The sequence below is a fragment of the Mesorhizobium sp. ES1-3 genome (genome assembly GCF_020164795.1).
Classification (GTDB): domain Bacteria; phylum Pseudomonadota; class Alphaproteobacteria; order Rhizobiales; family Rhizobiaceae; genus Mesorhizobium.
Window position 1 is genome coordinate 139,002 of the sequence record NZ_JAIUGW010000014.1, and the last position, 20,406, is coordinate 159,407.

General features: G+C 61.8%; 21 protein-coding genes. 17 read left to right on the forward strand and 4 right to left on the reverse strand.

Features of this window, described 5'->3' with window-relative positions:
- Nucleotides 1-38 precede the first annotated feature (38 nt).
- The 3 genes from sseA (at nucleotide 39) to LB536_RS19840 (ending at nucleotide 2,130) form a co-directional block, all read left to right on the forward strand.
- On the forward strand, nucleotides 39-899 hold the full coding sequence (sseA, locus tag LB536_RS19830) for a 3-mercaptopyruvate sulfurtransferase (RefSeq protein WP_140758617.1): 861 nt from the start codon (nucleotides 39-41) through the stop codon (nucleotides 897-899).
- Nucleotides 900-903: 4 nt separating this feature from the next.
- A complete protein-coding gene (locus LB536_RS19835) occupies nucleotides 904-1,467 on the forward strand; it encodes a GNAT family N-acetyltransferase (protein ID WP_140811879.1) in 564 nt (187 codons plus the stop codon).
- A 195-nt stretch (nucleotides 1,468-1,662) separates the two neighbouring features.
- The gene (locus LB536_RS19840; protein WP_224595588.1) at nucleotides 1,663-2,130 is read left to right on the forward strand and encodes a DUF1203 domain-containing protein; all 468 of its coding nucleotides are present in this window, start codon (nucleotides 1,663-1,665) and stop codon (nucleotides 2,128-2,130) included.
- A 229-nt stretch (nucleotides 2,131-2,359) separates the two neighbouring features.
- Here LB536_RS19840 and LB536_RS19845 read toward each other — a convergent pair whose 3' ends face one another.
- The gene (locus tag LB536_RS19845) at nucleotides 2,360-3,592 is read right to left on the reverse strand and encodes an outer membrane beta-barrel protein (RefSeq protein ID WP_263489211.1); all 1,233 of its coding nucleotides are present in this window, start codon (nucleotides 3,590-3,592) and stop codon (nucleotides 2,360-2,362) included.
- Nucleotides 3,593-3,866: 274 nt separating this feature from the next.
- On the reverse strand, nucleotides 3,867-4,982 hold the full coding sequence (ald, locus tag LB536_RS19850) for an alanine dehydrogenase (RefSeq protein ID WP_140758621.1): 1,116 nt from the start codon (nucleotides 4,980-4,982) through the stop codon (nucleotides 3,867-3,869).
- 157 nt (nucleotides 4,983-5,139) lie between these two features.
- On the opposite strand from ald, the gene LB536_RS19855 reads away from it, so the two are divergent.
- Nucleotides 5,140-5,613: an Lrp/AsnC family transcriptional regulator gene (locus LB536_RS19855; protein WP_140758622.1), complete on the forward strand. Its 474-nt coding sequence runs from the start codon at nucleotides 5,140-5,142 to the stop codon at nucleotides 5,611-5,613.
- Nucleotides 5,614-5,758: 145 nt separating this feature from the next.
- Here the strand turns inward: LB536_RS19855 and LB536_RS19860 are convergent, their stop codons facing one another.
- Nucleotides 5,759-6,418, reverse strand: a complete 660-nt coding sequence (locus tag LB536_RS19860) for a 5-formyltetrahydrofolate cyclo-ligase (RefSeq protein ID WP_224595590.1) — start codon at nucleotides 6,416-6,418, stop codon at nucleotides 5,759-5,761.
- A gap of 164 nt (nucleotides 6,419-6,582) precedes the next feature.
- Here LB536_RS19860 and LB536_RS19865 point away from each other — a divergent pair, with 164 nt between their 5' ends.
- Together LB536_RS19865 and LB536_RS19870 are read left to right on the forward strand one after the other, a co-directional pair.
- Nucleotides 6,583-7,848: an NAD(P)/FAD-dependent oxidoreductase gene (locus LB536_RS19865; RefSeq protein WP_224595592.1), complete on the forward strand. Its 1,266-nt coding sequence runs from the start codon at nucleotides 6,583-6,585 to the stop codon at nucleotides 7,846-7,848.
- A 150-nt stretch (nucleotides 7,849-7,998) separates the two neighbouring features.
- Nucleotides 7,999-9,978 carry a bifunctional 2',3'-cyclic-nucleotide 2'-phosphodiesterase/3'-nucleotidase gene (locus tag LB536_RS19870; RefSeq protein WP_224595594.1) on the forward strand — a complete coding sequence of 660 codons (1,980 nt, stop codon included), beginning with the start codon at nucleotides 7,999-8,001 and terminating at the stop codon, nucleotides 9,976-9,978.
- 136 nt (nucleotides 9,979-10,114) lie between these two features.
- Here the strand turns inward: LB536_RS19870 and LB536_RS19875 are convergent, their stop codons facing one another.
- A complete protein-coding gene (locus LB536_RS19875) occupies nucleotides 10,115-11,371 on the reverse strand; it encodes an SAM-dependent methyltransferase (RefSeq protein ID WP_224595596.1) in 1,257 nt (418 codons plus the stop codon).
- A 334-nt stretch (nucleotides 11,372-11,705) separates the two neighbouring features.
- Here LB536_RS19875 and LB536_RS31140 point away from each other — a divergent pair, with 334 nt between their 5' ends.
- The 11 genes from LB536_RS31140 to LB536_RS19925 form a co-directional block, all read left to right on the forward strand.
- On the forward strand, nucleotides 11,706-11,840 hold the full coding sequence (locus tag LB536_RS31140; RefSeq protein ID WP_263489212.1) for a hypothetical protein: 135 nt from the start codon (nucleotides 11,706-11,708) through the stop codon (nucleotides 11,838-11,840).
- A 135-nt stretch (nucleotides 11,841-11,975) separates the two neighbouring features.
- A complete protein-coding gene (locus LB536_RS19880; RefSeq protein ID WP_023812050.1) occupies nucleotides 11,976-12,266 on the forward strand; it encodes a Dabb family protein in 291 nt (96 codons plus the stop codon).
- A 199-nt stretch (nucleotides 12,267-12,465) separates the two neighbouring features.
- The gene (locus LB536_RS19885) at nucleotides 12,466-13,347 is read left to right on the forward strand and encodes a VOC family protein (protein WP_224595598.1); all 882 of its coding nucleotides are present in this window, start codon (nucleotides 12,466-12,468) and stop codon (nucleotides 13,345-13,347) included.
- A complete protein-coding gene (gene kdsA, locus LB536_RS19890; RefSeq protein WP_224595600.1) occupies nucleotides 13,344-14,186 on the forward strand; it encodes a 3-deoxy-8-phosphooctulonate synthase in 843 nt (280 codons plus the stop codon). The genes LB536_RS19885 and kdsA overlap by 4 nt, the downstream gene beginning before the upstream one ends.
- Before the next feature lie 75 nt (nucleotides 14,187-14,261).
- Entirely contained in the window at nucleotides 14,262-14,465 is a 204-nt protein-coding gene (locus tag LB536_RS19895) for a dodecin family protein (protein WP_140758630.1), read from the forward strand.
- Between the two features lie 84 nt (nucleotides 14,466-14,549).
- Nucleotides 14,550-14,915 (forward strand): PRC-barrel domain-containing protein, encoded by a 366-nt coding sequence (locus LB536_RS19900; RefSeq protein ID WP_140811869.1) that lies wholly within the window; start codon nucleotides 14,550-14,552, stop codon nucleotides 14,913-14,915.
- Nucleotides 14,916-15,299: 384 nt separating this feature from the next.
- Nucleotides 15,300-16,574: a phosphopyruvate hydratase gene (gene eno, locus LB536_RS19905; RefSeq protein WP_224595602.1), complete on the forward strand. Its 1,275-nt coding sequence runs from the start codon at nucleotides 15,300-15,302 to the stop codon at nucleotides 16,572-16,574.
- Nucleotides 16,575-16,727: 153 nt separating this feature from the next.
- Nucleotides 16,728-17,051, forward strand: a complete 324-nt coding sequence (locus LB536_RS19910) for an FtsB family cell division protein (protein WP_140758634.1) — start codon at nucleotides 16,728-16,730, stop codon at nucleotides 17,049-17,051.
- Between the two features lie 191 nt (nucleotides 17,052-17,242).
- Nucleotides 17,243-18,280 (forward strand): pyruvate dehydrogenase (acetyl-transferring) E1 component subunit alpha, encoded by a 1,038-nt coding sequence (gene pdhA / locus LB536_RS19915; protein ID WP_127869335.1) that lies wholly within the window; start codon nucleotides 17,243-17,245, stop codon nucleotides 18,278-18,280.
- Nucleotides 18,281-18,295: 15 nt separating this feature from the next.
- A complete protein-coding gene (locus tag LB536_RS19920; protein WP_224595605.1) occupies nucleotides 18,296-19,693 on the forward strand; it encodes a pyruvate dehydrogenase complex E1 component subunit beta in 1,398 nt (465 codons plus the stop codon).
- 18 nt (nucleotides 19,694-19,711) lie between these two features.
- Nucleotides 19,712-20,406, forward strand: a 695-nt coding sequence (locus LB536_RS19925) for a biotin/lipoyl-containing protein (RefSeq protein ID WP_224595608.1), incomplete at its 3' end; no start/stop codon positions are given.

The window sequence follows — 20,406 nt, forward strand, 5'->3', positions numbered from 1 at the left end:
CGACAAACTTTGCCTGAACCGGAATAGAGAGAAACAAAATGGCCGAAGACAGTCCTTTCACCGTCGATGCGGACTGGCTGCAGGAGCGCCTGGGTCAGCCGGGCCTGACGATCATAGACGCCTCCTGGTACCTGCCGGCACAAAAACGTGACGCGCGCGCCGAGTATGATGCAGCCCATATTCCAGGCGCCCGTTTCCTGGACCAGGATGCCGTTTCGGATCCAGACGCCGCCTTGCCGCATACGCTCGCGTCGCCGCGGCATTTTGCCCAGTATGTCGGCGCGATGGGCGTTTCGGCCGATGACACCATCGTCGTCTATGATGGCCCGGGTTTCTTCTCCGCACCCCGGGCATGGTGGATGTTCCGCATCATGGGCGTTTTCCAGACCTATATTCTGGACGGCGGCTTCGACGGCTGGAAGGCGTCCGGCCGGCCGGTAACGGCCGAGCCGACCAAGATCGCGCCAAGCGTCTTTCATGCCGATTTCGACGCCGGTCGCGTCATCGGTCTGGCCGACATGCGCCGGGTCGTCGATAGGAAGGCAAGCCAGATTGCCGACGCCCGCGGGCCCGGCCGCTTTACCGGCGCCGAGCCCGAGCCCCGTGCCGGCATTCGCTCCGGTCACATGCCAGGCGCACGCAATATCCCCTATTCGGCGCTTTCCGAAAACGGCACGCTGCTGCCGAAGGACCGTTTGCGCAAGGTGATGGAGGACGCCGGTATCGACCTGTCCAAACCCGTCGTTACATCCTGCGGTTCCGGCGTCACCGCCGCGGTGGTCACGCTGGCGCTGGAGACGCTTGGCCATACCGACAACAGGCTTTATGACGGCTCATGGACCGAGTGGGGCGGGCTGTCCGATACGCCGGTCGTGACCGGCCCAGCCGGCAAGGAATGAATTGATGGAAAACGGCGTGCTGCAGGATATTGAAGTCACGGTGACTTTTCTCGAAATGCATGCTCCACCCGCCGCCTCGCCACCAGTGCCCTACAACCGCCAGGTCGCATTGCTGAAGACCAGGGACATACCCTTGCATTTCTACCGCTACCTGATGGACCGGGTGGGGCGCAAATGGCACTGGGTGAATGTTCTGAGGCTGAATGATGATGAGCTGTCGGCCGGAATCCACCGCGAGGATCGCGACATCAGGGTGCTCTACCTCGACGGTTCGCCGGCAGGCTTCTTCGACCTCAAGCCGCATCTGCCGGAGGAAGTCGAACTCGCTTATTTTGGCATGATGGAACACGCCACCGGGCAAGGCATCGGCCGCTGGTTCCTTGGCTCGGCGATCGCGGCAGCATGGTCGTATGGGCCGAAAAGGGTGACGGTGCAGACCTGCACGCTCGACCACCCCGCAGCCCTGCCGCTCTACCAGAAGCTCGGTTTCAAGCCGGTCGCACAGAAGAAGGAAGTCGTGCATCCCTTGCCTTTTGCCGAGCGCTCGGCCAGCGTGATGCGGCCGTAACTCCAGCTGGAATCTGACCGCTGCTTCGACGATTTCGTCAAGGCGGCTTAAGTTTGACGATGCTGGTGATCCCTATCGAGGGTCGACGGGGACCGATCCCCACGTCGGATCGGCTCCCGGACACTTGGCGGGAATCGGGTGGGAAGCCCTGTCGCGAGCGCGTAATTTCCGGTCGACAGCACCGGAGATCTTGCCATGACCATCCAGTTCACAGCACTGCCCACAGAAAATGTAAGGGCCCTGCAGCGTGGCGGCCCCGATGCCTATGGCCGGACGCCCGAGCGGAAAATCTCTGACGGTGACGGCATGCCTTGTCGGCATTGCCTCAGGAATATCGCCGCCGGCGATGTCTACCTCATCCTCGCCTACCGGCCGTTTCCGAACCCTCAGCCCTATGCCGAAACGGGGCCGATCTTCCTGCATGCCCAGGAATGCGAGCGTGCCGTCGGGGCTAGGCTACCGCCGGAGATTCTCGACAGCCCGGACTATATCGTGCGCGGCTATGGCAGCGATGATCGTATCGTCTACGGCAGCGGCGGCATCATTCCAACCGACGCTATTGTGACGCGGGCAGAAACCTTGTTCGAGCGTGAAGACATTGCCTATGTGCATGTCCGCTCGGCGCGCAACAATTGTTACCAGTGCCGCATAGAGCGCGCATGAGGTCCAGGGATTGGCGGCAGAAAGCTTCTGTCGCACTGCTGTCGCATGGACGCGCTAGAAAGAGATTTTCGATCGATTGGCCGACCGCGGATGAACCGGCGGCAATCTCGATATCGAGGAAGCGGGGCCTTGGCTCCGCTTTTTTGTTGCCTGCGTTCAGCCCAAGTCATCGCCGCAAAGAAAAGCCCGCCGGCATGCCGACGGGCTTCGACTGTTTGCCTGGAGGGGCTTAGTTGAACTTGTACTTCGCGCCGATGCGAACGGTCTGGAACGAGGCCTTGTCGGTCAGCGTGCCATCCGGTGCACCGAATTCGGACGAGAAATCCTTCTTGCCAAACTGCGAGTAACGGTATTCGAGACCGACGGTCATGTTGCTGGTGACTGCGGTTTCCAGGCCGCCACCGATCGTGAAGCCGCTCTTGCCCCAATCGATGATGTCGCCGATCGGATCTGATGCCTTGAGGTCGAAATGCTGGTAGCTGTAGCCGCCGATTACGTAGGCCAAGGTCGACTCGTTGACCTTGGCGCCGACGCGGGCCAAAGCATCGAAGCCGTAGTCGGAATCGAGTTTGACGGAAGTGCCGAAAATGTCGAGTTTCGATCGAATTCCAGAATAGCGACCGTCGATTTGCACGCCGGCGACCCAAGTGCCGAAATCGTAGTCGTAGCCCGCGCTCAACTCGCCAAACACGCCTTCGCTGCCAAAGCCGTTGACATCGAGAGTGCCGCCACCAAGGTCGACGCCCAAGTCGTGGACCGCCGTGCCGGCTCCGAGCGCGCCACCCGCATAGAAACCGGTCCAGTTGTAGGCCGGGGCAGCAAATGAAGCGCCGCCACCGTTCTGCGCACCGAAGCGATAGTTCGCGGCGATATGGAAGGTGTGGGAGGACGGTTCCCCGTTCAACGAAGCGCCACCCAGATCGATCAGCGACTTGTCGCCAAAGTTCGCGTACCGGTATTCGGTCTTCAGCGTCCAGTTGCCGCGCAGCACGGTTTCCACGCCGACGCCGAGCACGTAGCCGCTGCGGTTTTCTGTAAAGTTCAACCCATCAGCACCGCCCGATCCATCAAGCTTGAAATGCTGCCAGCTGTAACCGCCGAGCACGTAGCCGAGCGTGCTGGGGTTGAGCAGATAGCCAGCGCGCAGGCCGACGTCGAAACCGTAAGAATTGGTCAGGTCGATGTCGGCGCCTGGGACGCTGATCGACGGGCCGATATTCCCGAAATTGGCATCGATAAAGCCGCCGAGGAGGAAGCGTTCGTTGACCATATAGTCGTAGCCAGCGGTCAGCTCACCGAATACGCCATTCCCACCGACGCCGTTGAGGTCGAACACTGGAGCGACACTGAACTTGTGCACGTTTGCGCCGAACCCGCCACCGATGCCGACATAAGCTCCGCTCCAGTTAAAACCGGATGCTTCCACCGGCTGCACGACGTCGGCCGCATGCGCGGCTGACATAAGTGCAGCCGCCGAAACCGCACCGAGAAGAATAGATTTCGCTGAAACGCGAACAAACATAGCCCGTACCCCTAATCAATAAGCCCAAGATGTTTCTAGCAGGGAGATGGCCAATACAGGTATGACAAAAATGCAACAATGGGGGGCGAAGTGCCCTCACGGCACGTGCTTCAATGGATCTTCTGGGAAGCAGATTTGGCGCATCATCGCCAAAGAAAAAGCCCGCCGGAGCAAACCGGCGCGCAAGAGTATAAGTTGACTTTTTCTGGGTGTATTAGGCCGCCAGCACTGCTTTCGGCTCGACCAGTTCATAGCCGAGCGCTTCGGCGACCGCGCGGTTGGTGATCTTGCCCTTGTGGACGTTGAGACCGTTGCGCAGGTGATGGTCGTCGACCAGGGCCTTCAGGCCCTTGTCGGCGAGCTGTAGGCCGTAATGCAGCGTCGCGTTGTTCAGCGCATGGGCCGAAGTGACCGGCACGGCACCTGGCATGTTGGCGACGCAGTAGTGGATGACGCCGTCGACTTCGTAGGTCGGCTCGGCATGGGTGGTCGCGTGCGAGGTCTCGAAGCATCCGCCCTGGTCGATGGCGACATCGACCAATACCGAGCCCTTCTTCATGCCGGACAGCATTTCGCGGGTGACGAGCTTCGGTGCGGCAGCGCCCGGGATGAGCACGGCGCCGACGACGATGTCGGCCGAGAAGCATTCTTCCTCGAGCGCCTCGACGGTCGAGTAACGGGTGTGGACCCGGCCGGCGAAGAGGTCGTCGAGCTGGCGCAGCCGCGGGATCGAGCGGTCGATGATGGTCACGTCGGCGCCAAGGCCGGCGGCCATGCGGGCCGCGTGGAGGCCAACGACGCCACCGCCGAGCACGGTGACCTTGCCTGGCAGCACGCCGGGTACGCCGCCAAGCAGCACGCCGCGGCCGCCATTGGCCTTCTGCAACGCCGTGGCGCCGGCCTGGATCGACAGGCGGCCGGCGACTTCCGACATCGGCGCCAGCAGCGGCAGCCCGCCACGATCGTCGGTCACGGTTTCGTAAGCGATTGCCGTCACGCCCGAAGCGAGCAGGCCCTTGGTCTGCTCCGGATCCGGGGCCAGGTGGAGATAGGTGTACAGGATCTGGCCTTCGCGCAGCTGCGCCCATTCATTGGGCTGCGGCTCCTTGACCTTGACGATCATGTCCGACTTGGCGAACACGTCGGCTGCCGTCTTGGCAATGGTGGCGCCGGCGGCGCGATAGGCGTTGTCATCGGCGCCGATGCCGGCGCCTGCGCCGGCTTCGACCAATACTTCATGGCCATGGGCGACATATTCGCGGACCGAGCCCGGCGTGAGGCCGACACGGTATTCGTGATTCTTGATTTCCTTGGGGCATCCGACGCGCATTTTCTTCTCCTGATCCGGGCCCTCTGGGGCTCACTCCCTGTATTGCTTCAGTGAACCATGAATCGGCGCGCAGGTGTTTGCGAATGCGCTTGCAGGAGAGCGCGTCCTTCGATAATCGTTGCGCAAAATGCATCGACATTCGCAGGAATAACGAAGAATGCCGCTCGACAGGATTGATATCGCCATTCTGGAGACATTGCAGAAGGATGGCCGGATGCCGAACGCGGCCCTTGCCGAAAAGGTCGGCCTGTCGCAGTCGGCCTGCTCGCGTCGGCTCGACAATCTGGAGAAATCCGGAACCATCCGCGGTTATCACGCCCGGCTTTCCAACGCAGCCCTTGGCCACCAGATGACGGCAATCGTCCACATATCCCTGTCCGGCCAGTTCGAGAAGACGCTGTCGGATTTCGAGGCGGCGATCAAACGCTGTCCGAATGTGCTGTCGTGCCACCTGATGTCGGGCGAGTACGACTATATCCTGAGGGTCGCGGCCAAGGATCTCGTCGACTACGAGCGCATTCACAAGGAATGGCTGTCGGCGATGCCGCATGTAACGAAGATCAATTCGTCCTTCGCCTTGCGCGAAATCGTCGACCGGACGGCCATGGGGCTGAAGCCGGAAATGGCCTAGAGCCCCACCGATACCTCGTTCCTATGGCCATCTGAAGGCGTTTTCTGCGCTTCCGGTGCTCATGGACCCAAATGTCCGCTGCGCTCCGGTTCTCGAAAACACCTCGATATGACTCACATGAACGAGCTTCGAAACGGGCTCCAACTTACGCCGTGGCAGCCTCCGTCACGATCCGGTCCATGGGGATGTCGTGCCACTGCGGATAGATGGTGGCGATGCGCTGCAATTCGTAGCCGACGCCGATGACCAATGGCTTGAACGACATGGCGGCCAGCGTGCGGTCGTAGAAGCCGCCGCCATAGCCCAGCCGATAGCTTGCGGGATCAATGCCGACAATGGGTGAGATGACGATGTCCGGCAGCACCGGATCGCCTTCGGCCGGGATCGGGATGTTCCAGACACCTTTTTCCAGGCGGTCGCCCGGTTTGTAGGCGCGAAAGATCAACGGCTGACCCTTTTCGACGACGACGGGCAACGCGGTGCGGCCGCCGTGCGCGTTGATCGACGCCATCCATGGCCGCAAATCCGGCTCGCCGCGAAACGGCCAGTAGAGGCTGATTATCAGGCCTGCCATGCCACCGATCACGGCGTCGAGGCCTTCCGCGATGCGTTGCGACATTGCCGTTCGCGCATCGGCGGAAACGGCAAGGCGTGCCGCGATCAGGCGTTCACGCTCGGCCTTGCGCCAGCGTCTGACGTCGGTCCAGTCGCTGAGCGGTGCTTGGAACGCGGGATCGAGTTCATGCATGAAGCAGGGCGGCGAGGCATAATGTGCCGGACCCTGTTCGTCATGATCTTTAGCCATGCTTCACCTCATCTCGTGTTCGATGACGCTATACCTCGCGATACGATACAACATGTGCATTCACGACATGAAACGACGAGTCTCGCGCGCTGTCCTGCCATTGTTGCATTGCACAAAACCACTTACATCTAGGCAGGCAATCTTGCCCATCAAGGGTGAATGAAATGAGCGATGCGAGACATCATGTCGTCGTCGTCGGTGCCGGGTTCGGCGGCCTCGAATTCACCCGCGCTCTGGCTGGCGCGCCGGTGCGCATCACCATGATCGACAAGCGCAACCATCATCTATTCCAGCCGCTGCTCTATCAGGTGGCAACCACGGCGCTGGCGACCTCGGAGGTGGCCTGGCCGATCCGCCATCTCCTGCGCAAGCGCAAGGATGCGACCACGCTGCTGGCCAATGTCACGGGGGTCGACCGGACCGGCAGACGTGTTTTGCTGGAGGACGGCAGCGCCGTCACTTACGATACGCTGGTGCTCGCCACCGGGGCACGCCATGCCTATTTCGGCCATGACGAATGGGAGCCTTTCGCGCCGGGCCTGAAGACGTTGGAGGACGCCACCACCATTCGGCGCCGCATCCTGCTGGCCTTCGAGCAGGCGGAGCGGGAACCCGACCCCGCAAGGCGCCAGGCGCTGCTGACCATTGCCATCGTCGGCGGCGGGCCGACCGGCGTCGAACTCGCCGGAACCATTGCCGAACTGGCGCATGACACGCTGCGCGGCGAATTCCGCAACATCGATACGCGCCAGACGCGCGTGGTGCTGATCGAGGCCGGCGACCGCATTCTGGCCAATTTCGCGCCGAAGCTCTCCGATTATGCCGGGAAGGCGCTGGAACGGCTTGGTGTTGTGGTCGAGCTCGGCCGGGCCGTTACGCGCTGCGATGCCGAAGGCGTGGTTTTTGGCGACACGGTTCTGCCGGCCCGCACGATCCTGTGGGCAGCCGGGGTTGCCGCTTCGCCAGCCGCCGAATGGCTGCGAGCGAAGGCGGACCGGGCCGGCAGGGTATTGGTCGAGCCTGATCTCAGCGTGCCCGGAAGCCCGGAAATTTTTGTCATCGGCGACGCAGCACTTGTGCTGCGGCCCGACGGACGGCCGGTGCCCGGCGTGGCGCCTTCCGCCAAGCAGGAGGGACGGCATGTTGCCGCGACCATCAAGGCCAGGCTTGCCGGCGATACGAGCCCGCGGCCTTTCCACTACAAGCATACCGGTGATCTGGCGACGATTGGCAAGCGCGCCGCCGCGATCGATTTCGGCTGGATCAAGCTGACCGGCTGGCTCGCCTGGTGCCTGTGGGGCATCGCCCATATCTATTTCCTGATCGGTTTCCGCAACCGGCTCGCCGTTTCGCTGAGCTGGCTATGGATATACGTCACAGGCCAGCGCAGCGCCCGGCTGATCACCCAGGGCGACGACGACAAGAGCTGACTTTCTTCACCGCGCTTTTCATCCGGCCGTCATCTGTAGCTGATGGATTGGTGTGCCGATGCGCGCGACTTCTTGAGTGGACTTGAGCCCATTTCAGCGCGAAGTTCGCTTCGGGGCAGGGCTTGTCAGGTCGTCGAAGAAGGAGAAAACATGTCGCAACTGCTCCATCCCGTCTCTCGCCGTGGTCTCCTTGCCGGGGCCGCCGCCACAGGGGCGCTGATCATGCTTCATCCCTTCTCCGCCCGTGCGCAGGCCAACCAGGCGCATCTGAGAATCATGGAAACCACCGATATCCATGTGAACGTGCTGCCCTATGATTACTACGCCGACAAAGCCAATGACACGATGGGCCTGTCGCGCACGGCGTCGCTGATCGATGCGGTGCGCAAGGAAGCCGCCAATTCGATGCTGATCGACAATGGCGACCTTTTGCAGGGCAACCCGATGGGCGACTACATCGCCTATGAGAAGGGCCTGAAGGAGGGCGATCTCCATCCGATCATGAAAGGCATGAACCTGCTTGGCTACGAGTGCTCGACACTTGGCAACCACGAGTTCAACTACGGTCTGTCCTTTCTGGACAAGGTGCTGGCCGGCGCCAATTTCCCGTTTGTCTGCGCCAATCTGATCCGAGGCACCGTGCTTGCCGCCAACCCACGCGACGACAAGCTCTACCTCAAGCCCTACATAATCCTGGACAAGAAGATCAAGGACGGGTCAGGCGCGGAGCAGCCGATCAGGATCGGCATCATCGGCTTCGTACCGCCGCAGATCATGGTCTGGGACCTCAAGAATCTCGAAGGCAACGTCAAGACGCGCGACATCGTCGAGGCGGCGAAGGCCTGGGTGCCGCAGATGAAGGAGGAGGGCGCCGATATCGTCATCGCGCTCTCGCATTCCGGCATCGACGTCAAGCAGGGCGACATGATGGAGAACGCCTCGTTCTTCGTCGCCGGTGTCGAAGGCATCGACGCGGTCTTCACCGGCCACCAGCACCTGGTCTTCCCCGGCAAGAAGGATTTCCAGGCGCTCGAGGGCGTTGACGCACAGAAGGGGACGCTGCAGGGCAAGCCCGCCGTCATGGGCGGTTTCTGGGGCTCGCATATGGGCCTGATCGACCTGATGCTGGAACGCGACGGGTCGAAGTGGAAAGTGGTCTCGGCGACGTCGGAGGCACGGCCGATCTTCGAGCGGGTCGACAACAAGAACAAGCCGACTGTCCCGGACGACAAGCGCATCATTGCCGCTCTCGAGCAGGACCACGAGGCGACGCTCGCCTATGTGCGCCGCCCTGTCGGCAAGACCTCGGCTCCACTCTATTCCTATTTCGCGCTGGTCGCCGATGATCCGTCGGTGCAAATCGTCAACCAGGCGCAGAGCTGGTATCTCAAGGATATCCTGAAGAGCACCCAGTGGAAGGACGTGCCGATGTTGTCGGCGGCGGCGCCCTTCAAGGCCGGCGGGCGCAGCGGCGCCGACTACTACACCGACGTGCCGGTGGGCGATATCGCAATCAAGAACGTCGCCGACCTCTATCTCTATCCGAACACGGTTCGCGCGGTTGAGATCACGGGTGCGCAAGTGAAGGAATGGCTGGAGATGTCGGCCGGCATCTTCAAGAAGATCGAGCCAGGGAAGGCCGACCAGCCGCTGATCGACACCGAATTCCCATCCTACAATTTCGACGTGATCGACGGCGTCAGCTACAGGATCGACCTGTCGCAGCCGCCGAAATACGATGCCAAGGGCGGCGTCGCCAATGCCGGTTCCAATCGCATTGTCGACCTGAAATTCGACGGCAAGCCAATTGATCCAGCCGCGAAATTCGTCGTTGCGACCAACAACTACCGTGCCGGCGGCGGCGGCAATTTTCCCGACATCAATGCCTCGAAGATCATCTACGAGGCGCCGGACACCAACCGCGACGTCATCGTCCGCTACGTCGTCAGCCAAGGCACCATCAACCCCTCGGCGGATGGCAACTGGTCGTTCGCGCCGTTGCCGGGAACCAGTGTCGTCTTCGAAACGGGTGTCAAGGCAAAGGACTTCATTGCCGATGTGAAGTCGCTGAAGATCGAGCCGGCCGGCGAGGGTGAAGCGGGTTTTGCCAGATACCGCATCCTTCTCTGATCCGGTCGTCAAAGCCGGAGGCGGTCAGATTTGGTCGCATCCCCAAGCCCCAGTCGGCCACGCGGCCAATGCTTCACAGGGTGATGCCGAGATCATGCCGATGCCGCTGGCAAGGAAGTCGACGTGCGTGCCCAGCCTACGCCTTGTAGACCACCTGGCGCACGTCGATATAGCTGGTGCGGAAACCGGCCTCGCAGTAATGCAGGTAGAATTCCCATAGCTTCTTGAAACGATCGTCGAAGCCGAGCGGCACGATCTTCTCCCACGACTCCCGGAAGCGCTGGCGCCATTCTGCAAGCGTGCGGGCATAGTCCTCGGGGAAAACGTGCTCGCGTAGATGGGCAAGGCCATGCGCGGCGCCAAGCGACTTCAAGATGGACGGCGTTGGCAGCATGCCGCCCGGGAAGACGTAGCGCTGGATGAAATCCGGCCTGGCGCGATAGGTGTCGTAGGCGGCTTCGTTGATGGTGATGATCTGGAGACCCGCGGTGCCGCCGGGCTTCAGGCAGGTCTTCATCTTGGAGAAGAATACCGGCCAGTATTTCTCGCCGACCGCTTCGAACATCTCGATCGAGGCGATGCGATCGTAAGTGTCGGTTTCGTCGCGGTAATCCTGCAACTTGATGTCGACCTTGTCGGTGAGCCCGGCCCTGGCGATGCGCGCCTTGGCGAAGTCGTGCTGCTCGCGGCTGATGGTCAATCCGGTAACCCGGCAGCCGATTTCGCGTGCCGCGAATTCGGCAAAGCCGCCCCAGCCGCAGCCTATCTCCAGCACATGATCCTTTCCGCCGATGCCCGTATCCCTGGCCAGCGCCCGGTACTTGGCGGCCTGGGCGCTCTCGAGATCATCGGCGCCATTGGCATAAAGCGCCGAGGAATAGGTCATGCTCGGGTCGAGCCATTCATTGTAGAAGGCGTTGCCGAGATCGTAATGCGCCGAAATATTGCGCTTCGACCCCGTGCGTGTGTTCTCGTTGAACCAGTGGCGGATGCGCTGGACCGTGTTGATGAGCCAGCTGGCGCCGCCCGCGACGCGTTCGCCAATCGCCGAATTGACCACGAACAGTTCGAGGAAGCTGGTGACGTCAGGGCTTTCCCAATCGCCGTCCATATAGGATTCGGCAACGCCGATCGTGCCACCGGAAAAGGCGCGGCCCGGCAGGCGCCAGTTCTTGAGCACGAGTTCGGCGTCGGGACCCGGCGCCTTGCCGCCGACGAGAACGGCGCGGCCGTCCGGCATTCTGACCTTCAGCGAACCGCGCGGCAGGTTCATGGCCGCCGACAGTACCATGCGCGCCTTGGCCGGCAGTCCCTTGACGATCTCGGCGAAGTTGAATTCATCGAGCCTGACCGCGTCGCCCGGCGCTATGCCGTGATGTTCCCCGTGTCCCATTCCATGCCCCTGGATCTCCGTGGTGTCGGTGCAATTGCCGAGCCACGGTTCTCTTGGATCATCCGCCGGGTTCGAACGCCTTGCCTCGACCGGCAGCTTGCGGATCCGGCTACAGGCGGGCTCGAACAAAGCGCACACCCCTTTAGCCAGAGCTTCAGCGCTTCCAGTGAATGCCTGCCACAATCTTCCACGTCATGAGGGGGAACTTCAAGAGGCATGCCGAGAGCTGAACTGTGCCACGCGGCGCCGGCATCCGACGCCTCGTGTAAGGTTGCCGCAGCCCGAAATCAAAAACCCCTATGGCAGCAGCAGCGCTGGTGCGATAGCTTTAGCCATGCGTTATGTAATTGTCATTGCCGCCATCGCGTTCTTCCTGATCTGGGACGGCCTCTACAATCAGGGCCGGTATCTCGACGTCACGGTCAGGGAGGTTTCCCATGCGGTCCGCTACGTCACCGGCAAGACCTAGACATCCCCTTCAAATTGGGCAGCTGAGGTCCAGCCTCGATCGAGGCGCGTCGCAAGGACGCGTGGCGCCATGGCCGGTTGACGCGAAGAGACCGCCGTCACAAAAGACCCCGACATTCAGATCGAGGAGGCGGGATTGATCCGGCATATCGTTTTCTTCAGCGCACGGCGCAAGGAAGATGTGGAAGCAGTTCGCACCGGCCTGCTGGCGCTTGGCGATATTCCTCATTCCAGCCTCTTCGAGGTCACGTTGAACACCAAGGTCGACCCGCTGTCGGATGAAGTCGATGTCGTCGTCTACGCGGAATTCGCCGATGATGCGGCGCTGGCCGCCTACAAGGCGCACCCGCTCTATGCGCAGACCACCAGCAAGGTCAAACCAATGCGCGAACTGCGCTATTCCGCCGATGTCGTGGCCGGAAGCTGATCCAGCGCTTGCTCCAGAAGGTGCCGTTCGCGGCGCCCATGAAGTAGCCGGGCAGCACGTGAAGGCCGCCGGGAAGGTTATTGGCCTTCCGCCAGGCCCTCAATTCGGTTAGCGCGACGCCAAAGGCAAAGTCCACGCGATGCCGCCGCCGGCGATCAAGTCTTGAACCGATCTTCCGAATGATGCACATCGCGCTTCCATGACCTCATCAGGCATTCATCCGCTCGATCATCTGGTTCTGCCGACGCAGAGCCTCGATGCGGCGCGCGCCCGGCTCAACGCACTTGGCTTCGTCGTTGCGCCGGCAGGCATCCATCCGTTCGGTACGGAAAATTGCTGTGTCTTCTTCGCCGACGGCACCTATCTGGAGCCGCTCGCGATCGGTGATCGGCAAGCGGCGGCGAGGGCCTGCGCCGAGGGCAATGTCTTTGTCGCGCGCGACTGCCTTTATCGCGAAAGTCGTGGCGATGAGGGATTTTCCGCGGTGGTTCTTGGCACGGACAATGCCGACGGCGACCATGAACGCTATGTCGAAGCCGGCCTGTCGGCGGGAGACACGCTGAGCTTCTCGCGAACCTTCACCGACACGGCGGGGAAAAGCGATACGGCGTCGTTCAAACTCGCCTTTGTTGCGGCTTATGGCCAAACGGACGCATTTCTTTTTGCCTGCCAGCGCATCAATGCGCCGAAAGTGGACCGTGCAGCATTGCAGGCTCACCCCAATGGCGTCGACGGAATTGTCGAGGTGATTGCAATCAGCGGCGCTCCCGCCGAGCAGCACCGGCTGATTTCAGTGGCGGTCAACGACCCGTCCGCCGATGCGCAAGGCGGCGCTTTTCATCTGCCGAATGTGGTCTTGACCGTGCTGGACGCCGCCTCTTTCACGGCGCGCTTTGGAATACCGGCCGGGGTGCCATCGGAATTGCGCTTCGCGGCCGTGATATTTTCGATCCGTGACATTGGCGCCGCCGCAAGCCTGCTTGCGGCCAATGCCATCCAGCACGATATGTCGGGCAATGACATCATCGTGCGGCCGGCATCCGGGCAGGGCGCGGCTTTCATCTTTCGGGAGATCCAATGAACAACCCCCTGGCGCCCAATCCGTCGGTAACCGTCGGCAATGTCGTCTTCGACAATGCGGCACCCCTGGCGCTGATCGCCGGTCCATGCCAGTTCGAATCGCGCCAGCACGCCTTCGACATGGCCGGTACGCTGAAGGAACTGACCGGCAGGCTCGGCATCGGCCTCGTCTACAAGACGAGCTACGACAAGGCCAACCGCACTTCGCTGTCGGCGACGCGAGGCGCCGGGATGGACGCCGCACTTCCGGTCTTCGACGAATTGCGCAAGGAATTCTCGCTTCCCGTGCTGACCGATGTTCACACCGAGGAACAGTGCGCGATCGTTGCGCCGCATGTCGATGTGCTGCAGATACCGGCTTTCCTGTCGCGCCAGACAGATATGCTGGTCGCCGCCGCAAGGACGGGCAAGGTCATCAATGTCAAGAAGGGGCAGTTCCTTGCCCCCTGGGACATGAAGAACGTGGTCGCCAAGATCACCGGTTCGGGCAATGCCAATGTGCTGACCACCGAGCGCGGCGCTTCTTTCGGCTACAACACGCTGGTGTCGGATATGCGCGCTCTGCCTGTCATGGCCGAGATCGGCGCCCCGGTGATCTTCGACGCCACCCATTCGGTGCAGCAGCCGGGCGGCCAGGGCGGGTCGTCTGGCGGCGAGCGCCGCTTTGTCGAGACGCTGGCCCGCGCGGCCGTTGCCGTAGGCGTTGCCGGCGTCTTTATCGAGACCCACCAGGACCCTGACAATTCGACCTCGTCCGACGGCCCGAATATGCTGCCGCTGAAAGACATGCCGGCACTTCTGGAACGGCTGATGGCCTTCGACAGGATTGCAAAGGGCTGAAAAGCCAACGTCTTGTAGCAAACAAGCCCCAGTTGTACGCTTGTCCGGCAAATAAGCGTTTGGCAGGAGGAAGCCATGTCCGTAGCCCGCGTCACCGAAATCACCTCGTCGTCCAGCAAGAGCTTTCAGGACGCCATCGAGCAGGGAATTGCGCGCGCCTCGAAGACCCTGAAGAACGTCGAGGGCGCTTGGATTCAGGACCAGAAGATCGTTGTCGAGGACGGCAAGATCGCGGCCTATCGCGTCAACATGAAGGTGACTTTCATCCTCGCGGAGTGATCAGGCAGCCGCCAAAAAAGTCGGGAACTTTCGCCGACGCCCCTCATTGTCAGGCAGAGTTCAACGACAACGAGGAGTATGATTATGACAACCCAGACAGGCCACACCGAAGCCATTGCCGCTTCGCGGGTGATCGGCACCAGCGTCTACAACACCCAAGGCGACAGCATCGGCAGCATCGAGGACGTCATGCTCGACAAGACGTCGAACGGCATCATGTTCGCTGTGATCGGGTTTGGCGGCTTTCTCGGCATCAGCGAAAAGTACCATGCCATTCCATGGGCGAGCCTCGACTACGACGAGGATAAGGGCGGCTATGTCGTGCCCTTCACCAAGGAACAGCTGAAGGCAGCGCCTGCCCATTCGATCAACGAACTGGCCGGCGCGGATGGCGAGAGCGCGCGCGACGAATCCTATCAGTATTACAAAGTCAGGCCCTATTGGCATTGACGCCACAATTGAAAAAGGGGGTCGTTTCGACGGCCCCCCTTTTCGATTCAACGCAACGCTACTCGCTAGTGTGCAAGGCCGGCAAAGGCGCAGTGGCCTTTGGCGGTGACTGTTGATTGTCGCACGACGTCAGGAACGCCGCGGCGATCAGGAACAGACTGACGATACCGCTCAACTCAAACATGGCGAAACTCCTCCTGTTTCGCCCCGCGCGACAACATCCATAACCCGGAATGCGCGTCTGGTGGCATGACTTATGATGACGGAAACTTGCGCTTCGTGAATCGAGCGAACGGCAATATTCGGCCAGGGCCCGATTGCCTTTTGCGTCGCTTTGGCTAAGACGGGCGCGACCCTTTCTCCAGATCAATCGAGGACATCGCAATGACCGCCATCATCGATATTGTCGGGCGTGAAATCCTGGACAGCCGTGGAAACCCGACCGTCGAGGTCGATGTCGTTCTCGAAGACGGTTCGATGGGCCGCGCCGCTGTGCCGTCGGGTGCCTCGACCGGCGCCCACGAAGCCGTCGAGCTTCGCGACGGCGGCGCCCGCTATCTTGGCAAGGGCGTGCTCAAGGCCGTCGAAGCTGTCAACGGCGAACTGTTCGAGGCGATCGGCGGCATGGAGGCCGAAAACCAGATCCACATCGATCAGACCATGATCGAGCTTGACGGCACGCCCAACAAGAGCCGGCTCGGCGCCAACGCCATCCTGGGCGTTTCGCTGGCGGTGGCGAAGGCCGCGGCCGATGCCGCCGGTCTGCCGCTCTATCGCTATGTCGGCGGCACCAAGGCGCATGTCCTGCCCGTGCCGATGATGAACATCATCAATGGCGGCGCGCATGCCGACAATCCGATCGACTTCCAGGAATTCATGATCCTGCCGGTCGGCGCGTCGACGCTGCGCGAAGGCGTGCGCTGGGGTTCGGAGATCTTCCACACGCTGCGAAAGAAGCTGAAGGATGCCGGCCACAACACCAATGTCGGCGACGAGGGTGGCTTCGCGCCGAACCTGAAGAGCGCGCCGGTGGCGCTCGACTTCATCATGGAATCGATCGAGAAGGCCGGATTCAAGCCGGGCGAAGAGATCGCGCTCGGCCTCGATTGCGCCGCGACCGAGTTCTTCAAGGACGGCAACTATGTCTATGAGGGCGAGAAGAAGACGCGTGACCCCAAGGCGCAGGCCAAGTACCTCGCCAAGCTCGCCGCCGACTACCCGATCATCTCGATCGAGGACGGCCTTGCCGAGGATGACTGGGAAGGCTGGAAATATCTGACCGACCTGATCGGCAAGAAGACGCAGCTTGTCGGCGACGATCTCTTCGTCACCAACACGGCGCGCCTGCGCGACGGCATTCGCATGGGCGTCGCCAATTCGATCCTGGTCAAGGTCAACCAGATCGGCTCGCTGACCGAGACGCTCGACGCGGTCGAGACCGCGCACAAGGCTGCCTACACCGCCGTCATGTCGCACCGTTCGGGCGAGACCGAGGATTCGACCATCGCCGATCTCGCCGTCGCCACCAATTGCGGACAGATCAAGACCGGCTCGCTGTCGCGGTCGGACCGCATGGCCAAATACAACCAGCTGATCCGCATCGAGGAAGAACTCGGCAAGCAGGCGCGTTACGCCGGCAGATCGGTGATCAAGAGCTGATCCGGCCGGACATCGTCGATACGAAGAGGGCGGGACATCCCGCCCTTTTTTATTTCAGGCCCGGCCTGGGGCGGCCCCCGTAACCGTCCGTTAAGCACAATCAGGTGAAAAAGGCTTCGAGCCGTTTGAGTTCGCGGCCACGGGGAATCGGTCATGTGGACGCGTCAGCACAAGCAGAGAAACACCGGGCGCCTGATCATTCCCTCGCTGTGCGTGGTGTTCCTGGCCTATTTCGGCTTCCACGCCTATCACGGCGAATTCGGCATCAATTCGAAATACAAGCTGGAGGCCGAGACGGCCGCGCTGCAGGGTCAGCTCGATGCGATCAAGGCGCGCAGGATGGAGCTTGAGCGGCGCGTCAAGCTCATGCACGATGGCACGCTGGAGAAGGACATGCTCGACGAGCAGGCGCGTAAGGCGCTCAATCTGTCCCAGGCCGATGAGATCACCATCATGCTGCCGGCTCCGACAAAATAACCGATATCAGGTTAATCACCAATATTTTCAATGATTTTAATTGCTTAGGTGCATGCCAGCTATGCAATTTCGACATGGCGGAACGCCTTTCTACGTGTTAGCCTCCCATAAATCGAAGGGGAGGGCGATCTCCCCGGAGCAGGTTCATCTTGCTCCAGTGTCCGTAAAGAGACGCCAACAGGGAGTGATGCATGGCCACCGCAGCCAGAAAAGCGCCTGCCAAATCGAAATCCGACGGCAAATCCGGTCTGTCGGCACCCAAGCCTGCTGACTTCACCAAGGACGAAGAGCTTGCCGCCTACCGGCACATGCTGCTCATCCGCCGCTTCGAGGAAAAGGCCGGCCAGCTCTACGGCATGGGCTTCATCGGTGGCTTCTGCCACCTCTATATCGGCCAGGAAGCCGTCGTCACCGGCATGAAGATGGCGCTGATCGACGGCGACCAGATGATCACGGCCTATCGCGACCACGGTCACATGCTGGCGATGGAGTTGTCGCCGCGTGGCGTGATGGCCGAGTTGACCGGACGCCGCGGCGGCTTGTCCAGGGGCAAGGGCGGCTCCATGCACATGTTCTCCAAGGAGAAGCATTTTTATGGCGGTCACGGCATTGTCGGTGCGCAGGTGTCGCTCGGCACGGGTCTGGCCTTCGCCAACCGCTACCGCGACAACAACAATGTCTCGCTGACCTATTTCGGCGACGGCGCCGCCAACCAGGGCCAGGTCTACGAAAGCTTCAACATGGCCTCGCTGTGGAAGCTGCCGGTGATCTACATCATCGAGAACAACCGCTACGCCATGGGCACCTCGGTTTCGCGCTCTTCAGCGGAGACAGACTTCTCGCATCGCGGCGCTTCCTTCAAGATTCCCGGCATTCAGGTCGACGGCATGGACGTACGCGCGGTCAAGGCCGCCGGCGATCTCGCCACCGAATGGTGCCGCGCCGGCAATGGCCCGCTGATCCTCGAAATGCAGACCTACCGTTATCGCGGCCACTCGATGTCCGATCCCGCAAAATACCGGTCGAAGGAAGAAGTGCAGAAGATGCGCTCCGAGCACGACCCGATCGAGCAGGTCAAGGCGCGGCTGATCGAGAAGAAGTGGGCGACCGAGGACGAGCTCAAGACCATCGACAAGGAGGTTCGCGACATCGTCGCCGATGCCGCCGAATTTGCCCAGAACGATGCAGAGCCGGATCCGTCCGAGCTCTGGACCGATATCGTATTGTAAGGGGAGGGCCAGGACATGCCGATCGAAATTCTCATGCCCGCTCTCTCGCCGACCATGGAAGAGGGCAATCTTTCCAAATGGTTGAAGAACGAGGGCGACAAGGTCGTCGCCGGTGACGTACTCGCCGAGATCGAAACCGACAAGGCGACGATGGAGGTCGAAGCCGTCGACGAAGGTACGCTGGGCAAGATCGTGGTTCCCGCCGGCACCGAAGGCGTCAAGGTCAACGCGGTGATCGCCGTTCTGCTGCAGGACGGCGAGAGCGCCGCCGATGTCGCCAAGTCCGCGGCTCCTGCCAAGGCGGAAGCGCCGGCAAAGGCGGAAGCGCCGGCCCAGGACAAGGCGGAGGTGGCAAAGCCAGCCGCCGCACCCGTCGCGGCTGCCCCGAAAACGGAAATTGCCGCCGATCCGGACATTCCGGCCGGTACCGAGATGGTCTCGACCACCGTGCGTGAAGCGCTGCGCGATGCCATGGCCGAGGAAATGCGCCGCGACGGCGATGTCTTCGTCATGGGCGAGGAAGTCGCCGAATACCAGGGCGCCTACAAGATCACGCAAGGCCTGCTGCAGGAATTCGGACCGCGCCGCGTCGTCGACACGCCGATCACCGAACATGGTTTTGCCGGCGTTGGCGTCGGTGCGGCGATGGCCGGCCTGAAACCGATCGTCGAGTTCATGACCTTCAACTTCGCCATGCAGGCGATCGACCAGATCATCAACTCCGCCGCCAAGACGCTCTATATGTCGGGCGGCCAGATGGGCGCGCCGATCGTGTTCCGTGGGCCGAACGGCGCTGCGGCCCGCGTCGCCGCCCAGCACTCGCAGTGCTATGCCGCCTGGTACAGCCACATTCCGGGCCTGAAGGTCGTGATGCCGTATACGGCCGCCGACGCCAAGGGTTTGCTCAAGGCGGCGATCCGCGATCCGAACCCGATCATCTTCCTCGAGAACGAGATCCTCTACGGCCAGTCCTTCGACGTGCCGAAGCTGGACGACTTCGTGCTGCCGATCGGCAAGGCGCGCATCCACAAGGCAGGCAAGGACGTCACCATCGTCTCCTTCGGCATCGGCATGACCTATGCCGTCAAGGCTGAAGCCGAGCTGCGCGGCATGGGCATCGACGCCGAGATCATCGACCTCAGGACCATCCGTCCGCTCGATCTCGACACCGTCATCGCCTCGGTCAAGAAGACCAACCGGCTGGTCGTGGTCGAAGAAGGCTACCCGCAGAATTCGGTCGGCGACCATATCGCCAACCAGGTCTCGCAGCGCGCCTTCGATTTTCTCGACGCGCCGGTCATCACCATTGCCGGCAAGGACGTGCCGATGCCCTATGCGGCCAACCTCGAAAAGCTGGCATTGCCGAACGTCGGCGAGGTCATCGAGGCCGTAAAAGCCGTCGCATATCGCTGAACCGGGCGGGAGGACAAAATGCCAATCAACATCACCATGCCGGCGCTCTCGCCCACGATGGAAGAGGGCAATCTCTCCAAGTGGCTGGTCAAGGAAGGCGACAAGGTTTCGCCGGGCGATGTGATCGCCGAGATCGAGACCGACAAGGCGACGATGGAGGTCGAGGCCGTCGATGAGGGTACGGTTGCCAAGCTGGTCGTGCCGGCCGGAACCGAAGGGGTCAAGGTCAACGCGCTGATCGCCGTGCTTGCCGCCGAAGGCGAGGATGCGGGCGCCGCCGCCAAGAGCGGTGGCGATGCCGCGCCGGCGAAAGCCGAGGCACCGAAGGCTGAAGCTGCCAAGGCTGAAGCGCCGCAGCCCGAGGCGCCAAAGACCGAGACATCGAAGCCCGGGCCCGCCTCGGCAGCTCCGGCCGCCAACGGTCATGCGGCTGGCGACCGCACCTTTGCATCGCCGCTCGCGCGCCGCATCGCCAAGGAGGCGGGGGTCGATGTGTCGGCCGTGACCGGCACCGGCCCGCATGGCCGGGTGGTGAAAGCAGACGTCGATGCCGCTATCGCCGGCAGTGGTATCAAGGCAGCGCCCGCCGCCAAGGCTCCGGCTGGCGCACCAGCCGTCGCGCCGGCAGTAAAGGCAATGTCGGACGACCAGGTGCTGAAGCTGTTCGAGCAGGGCTCTTATGACCTCGTCCCGCATGACGCCATGCGCAAGAC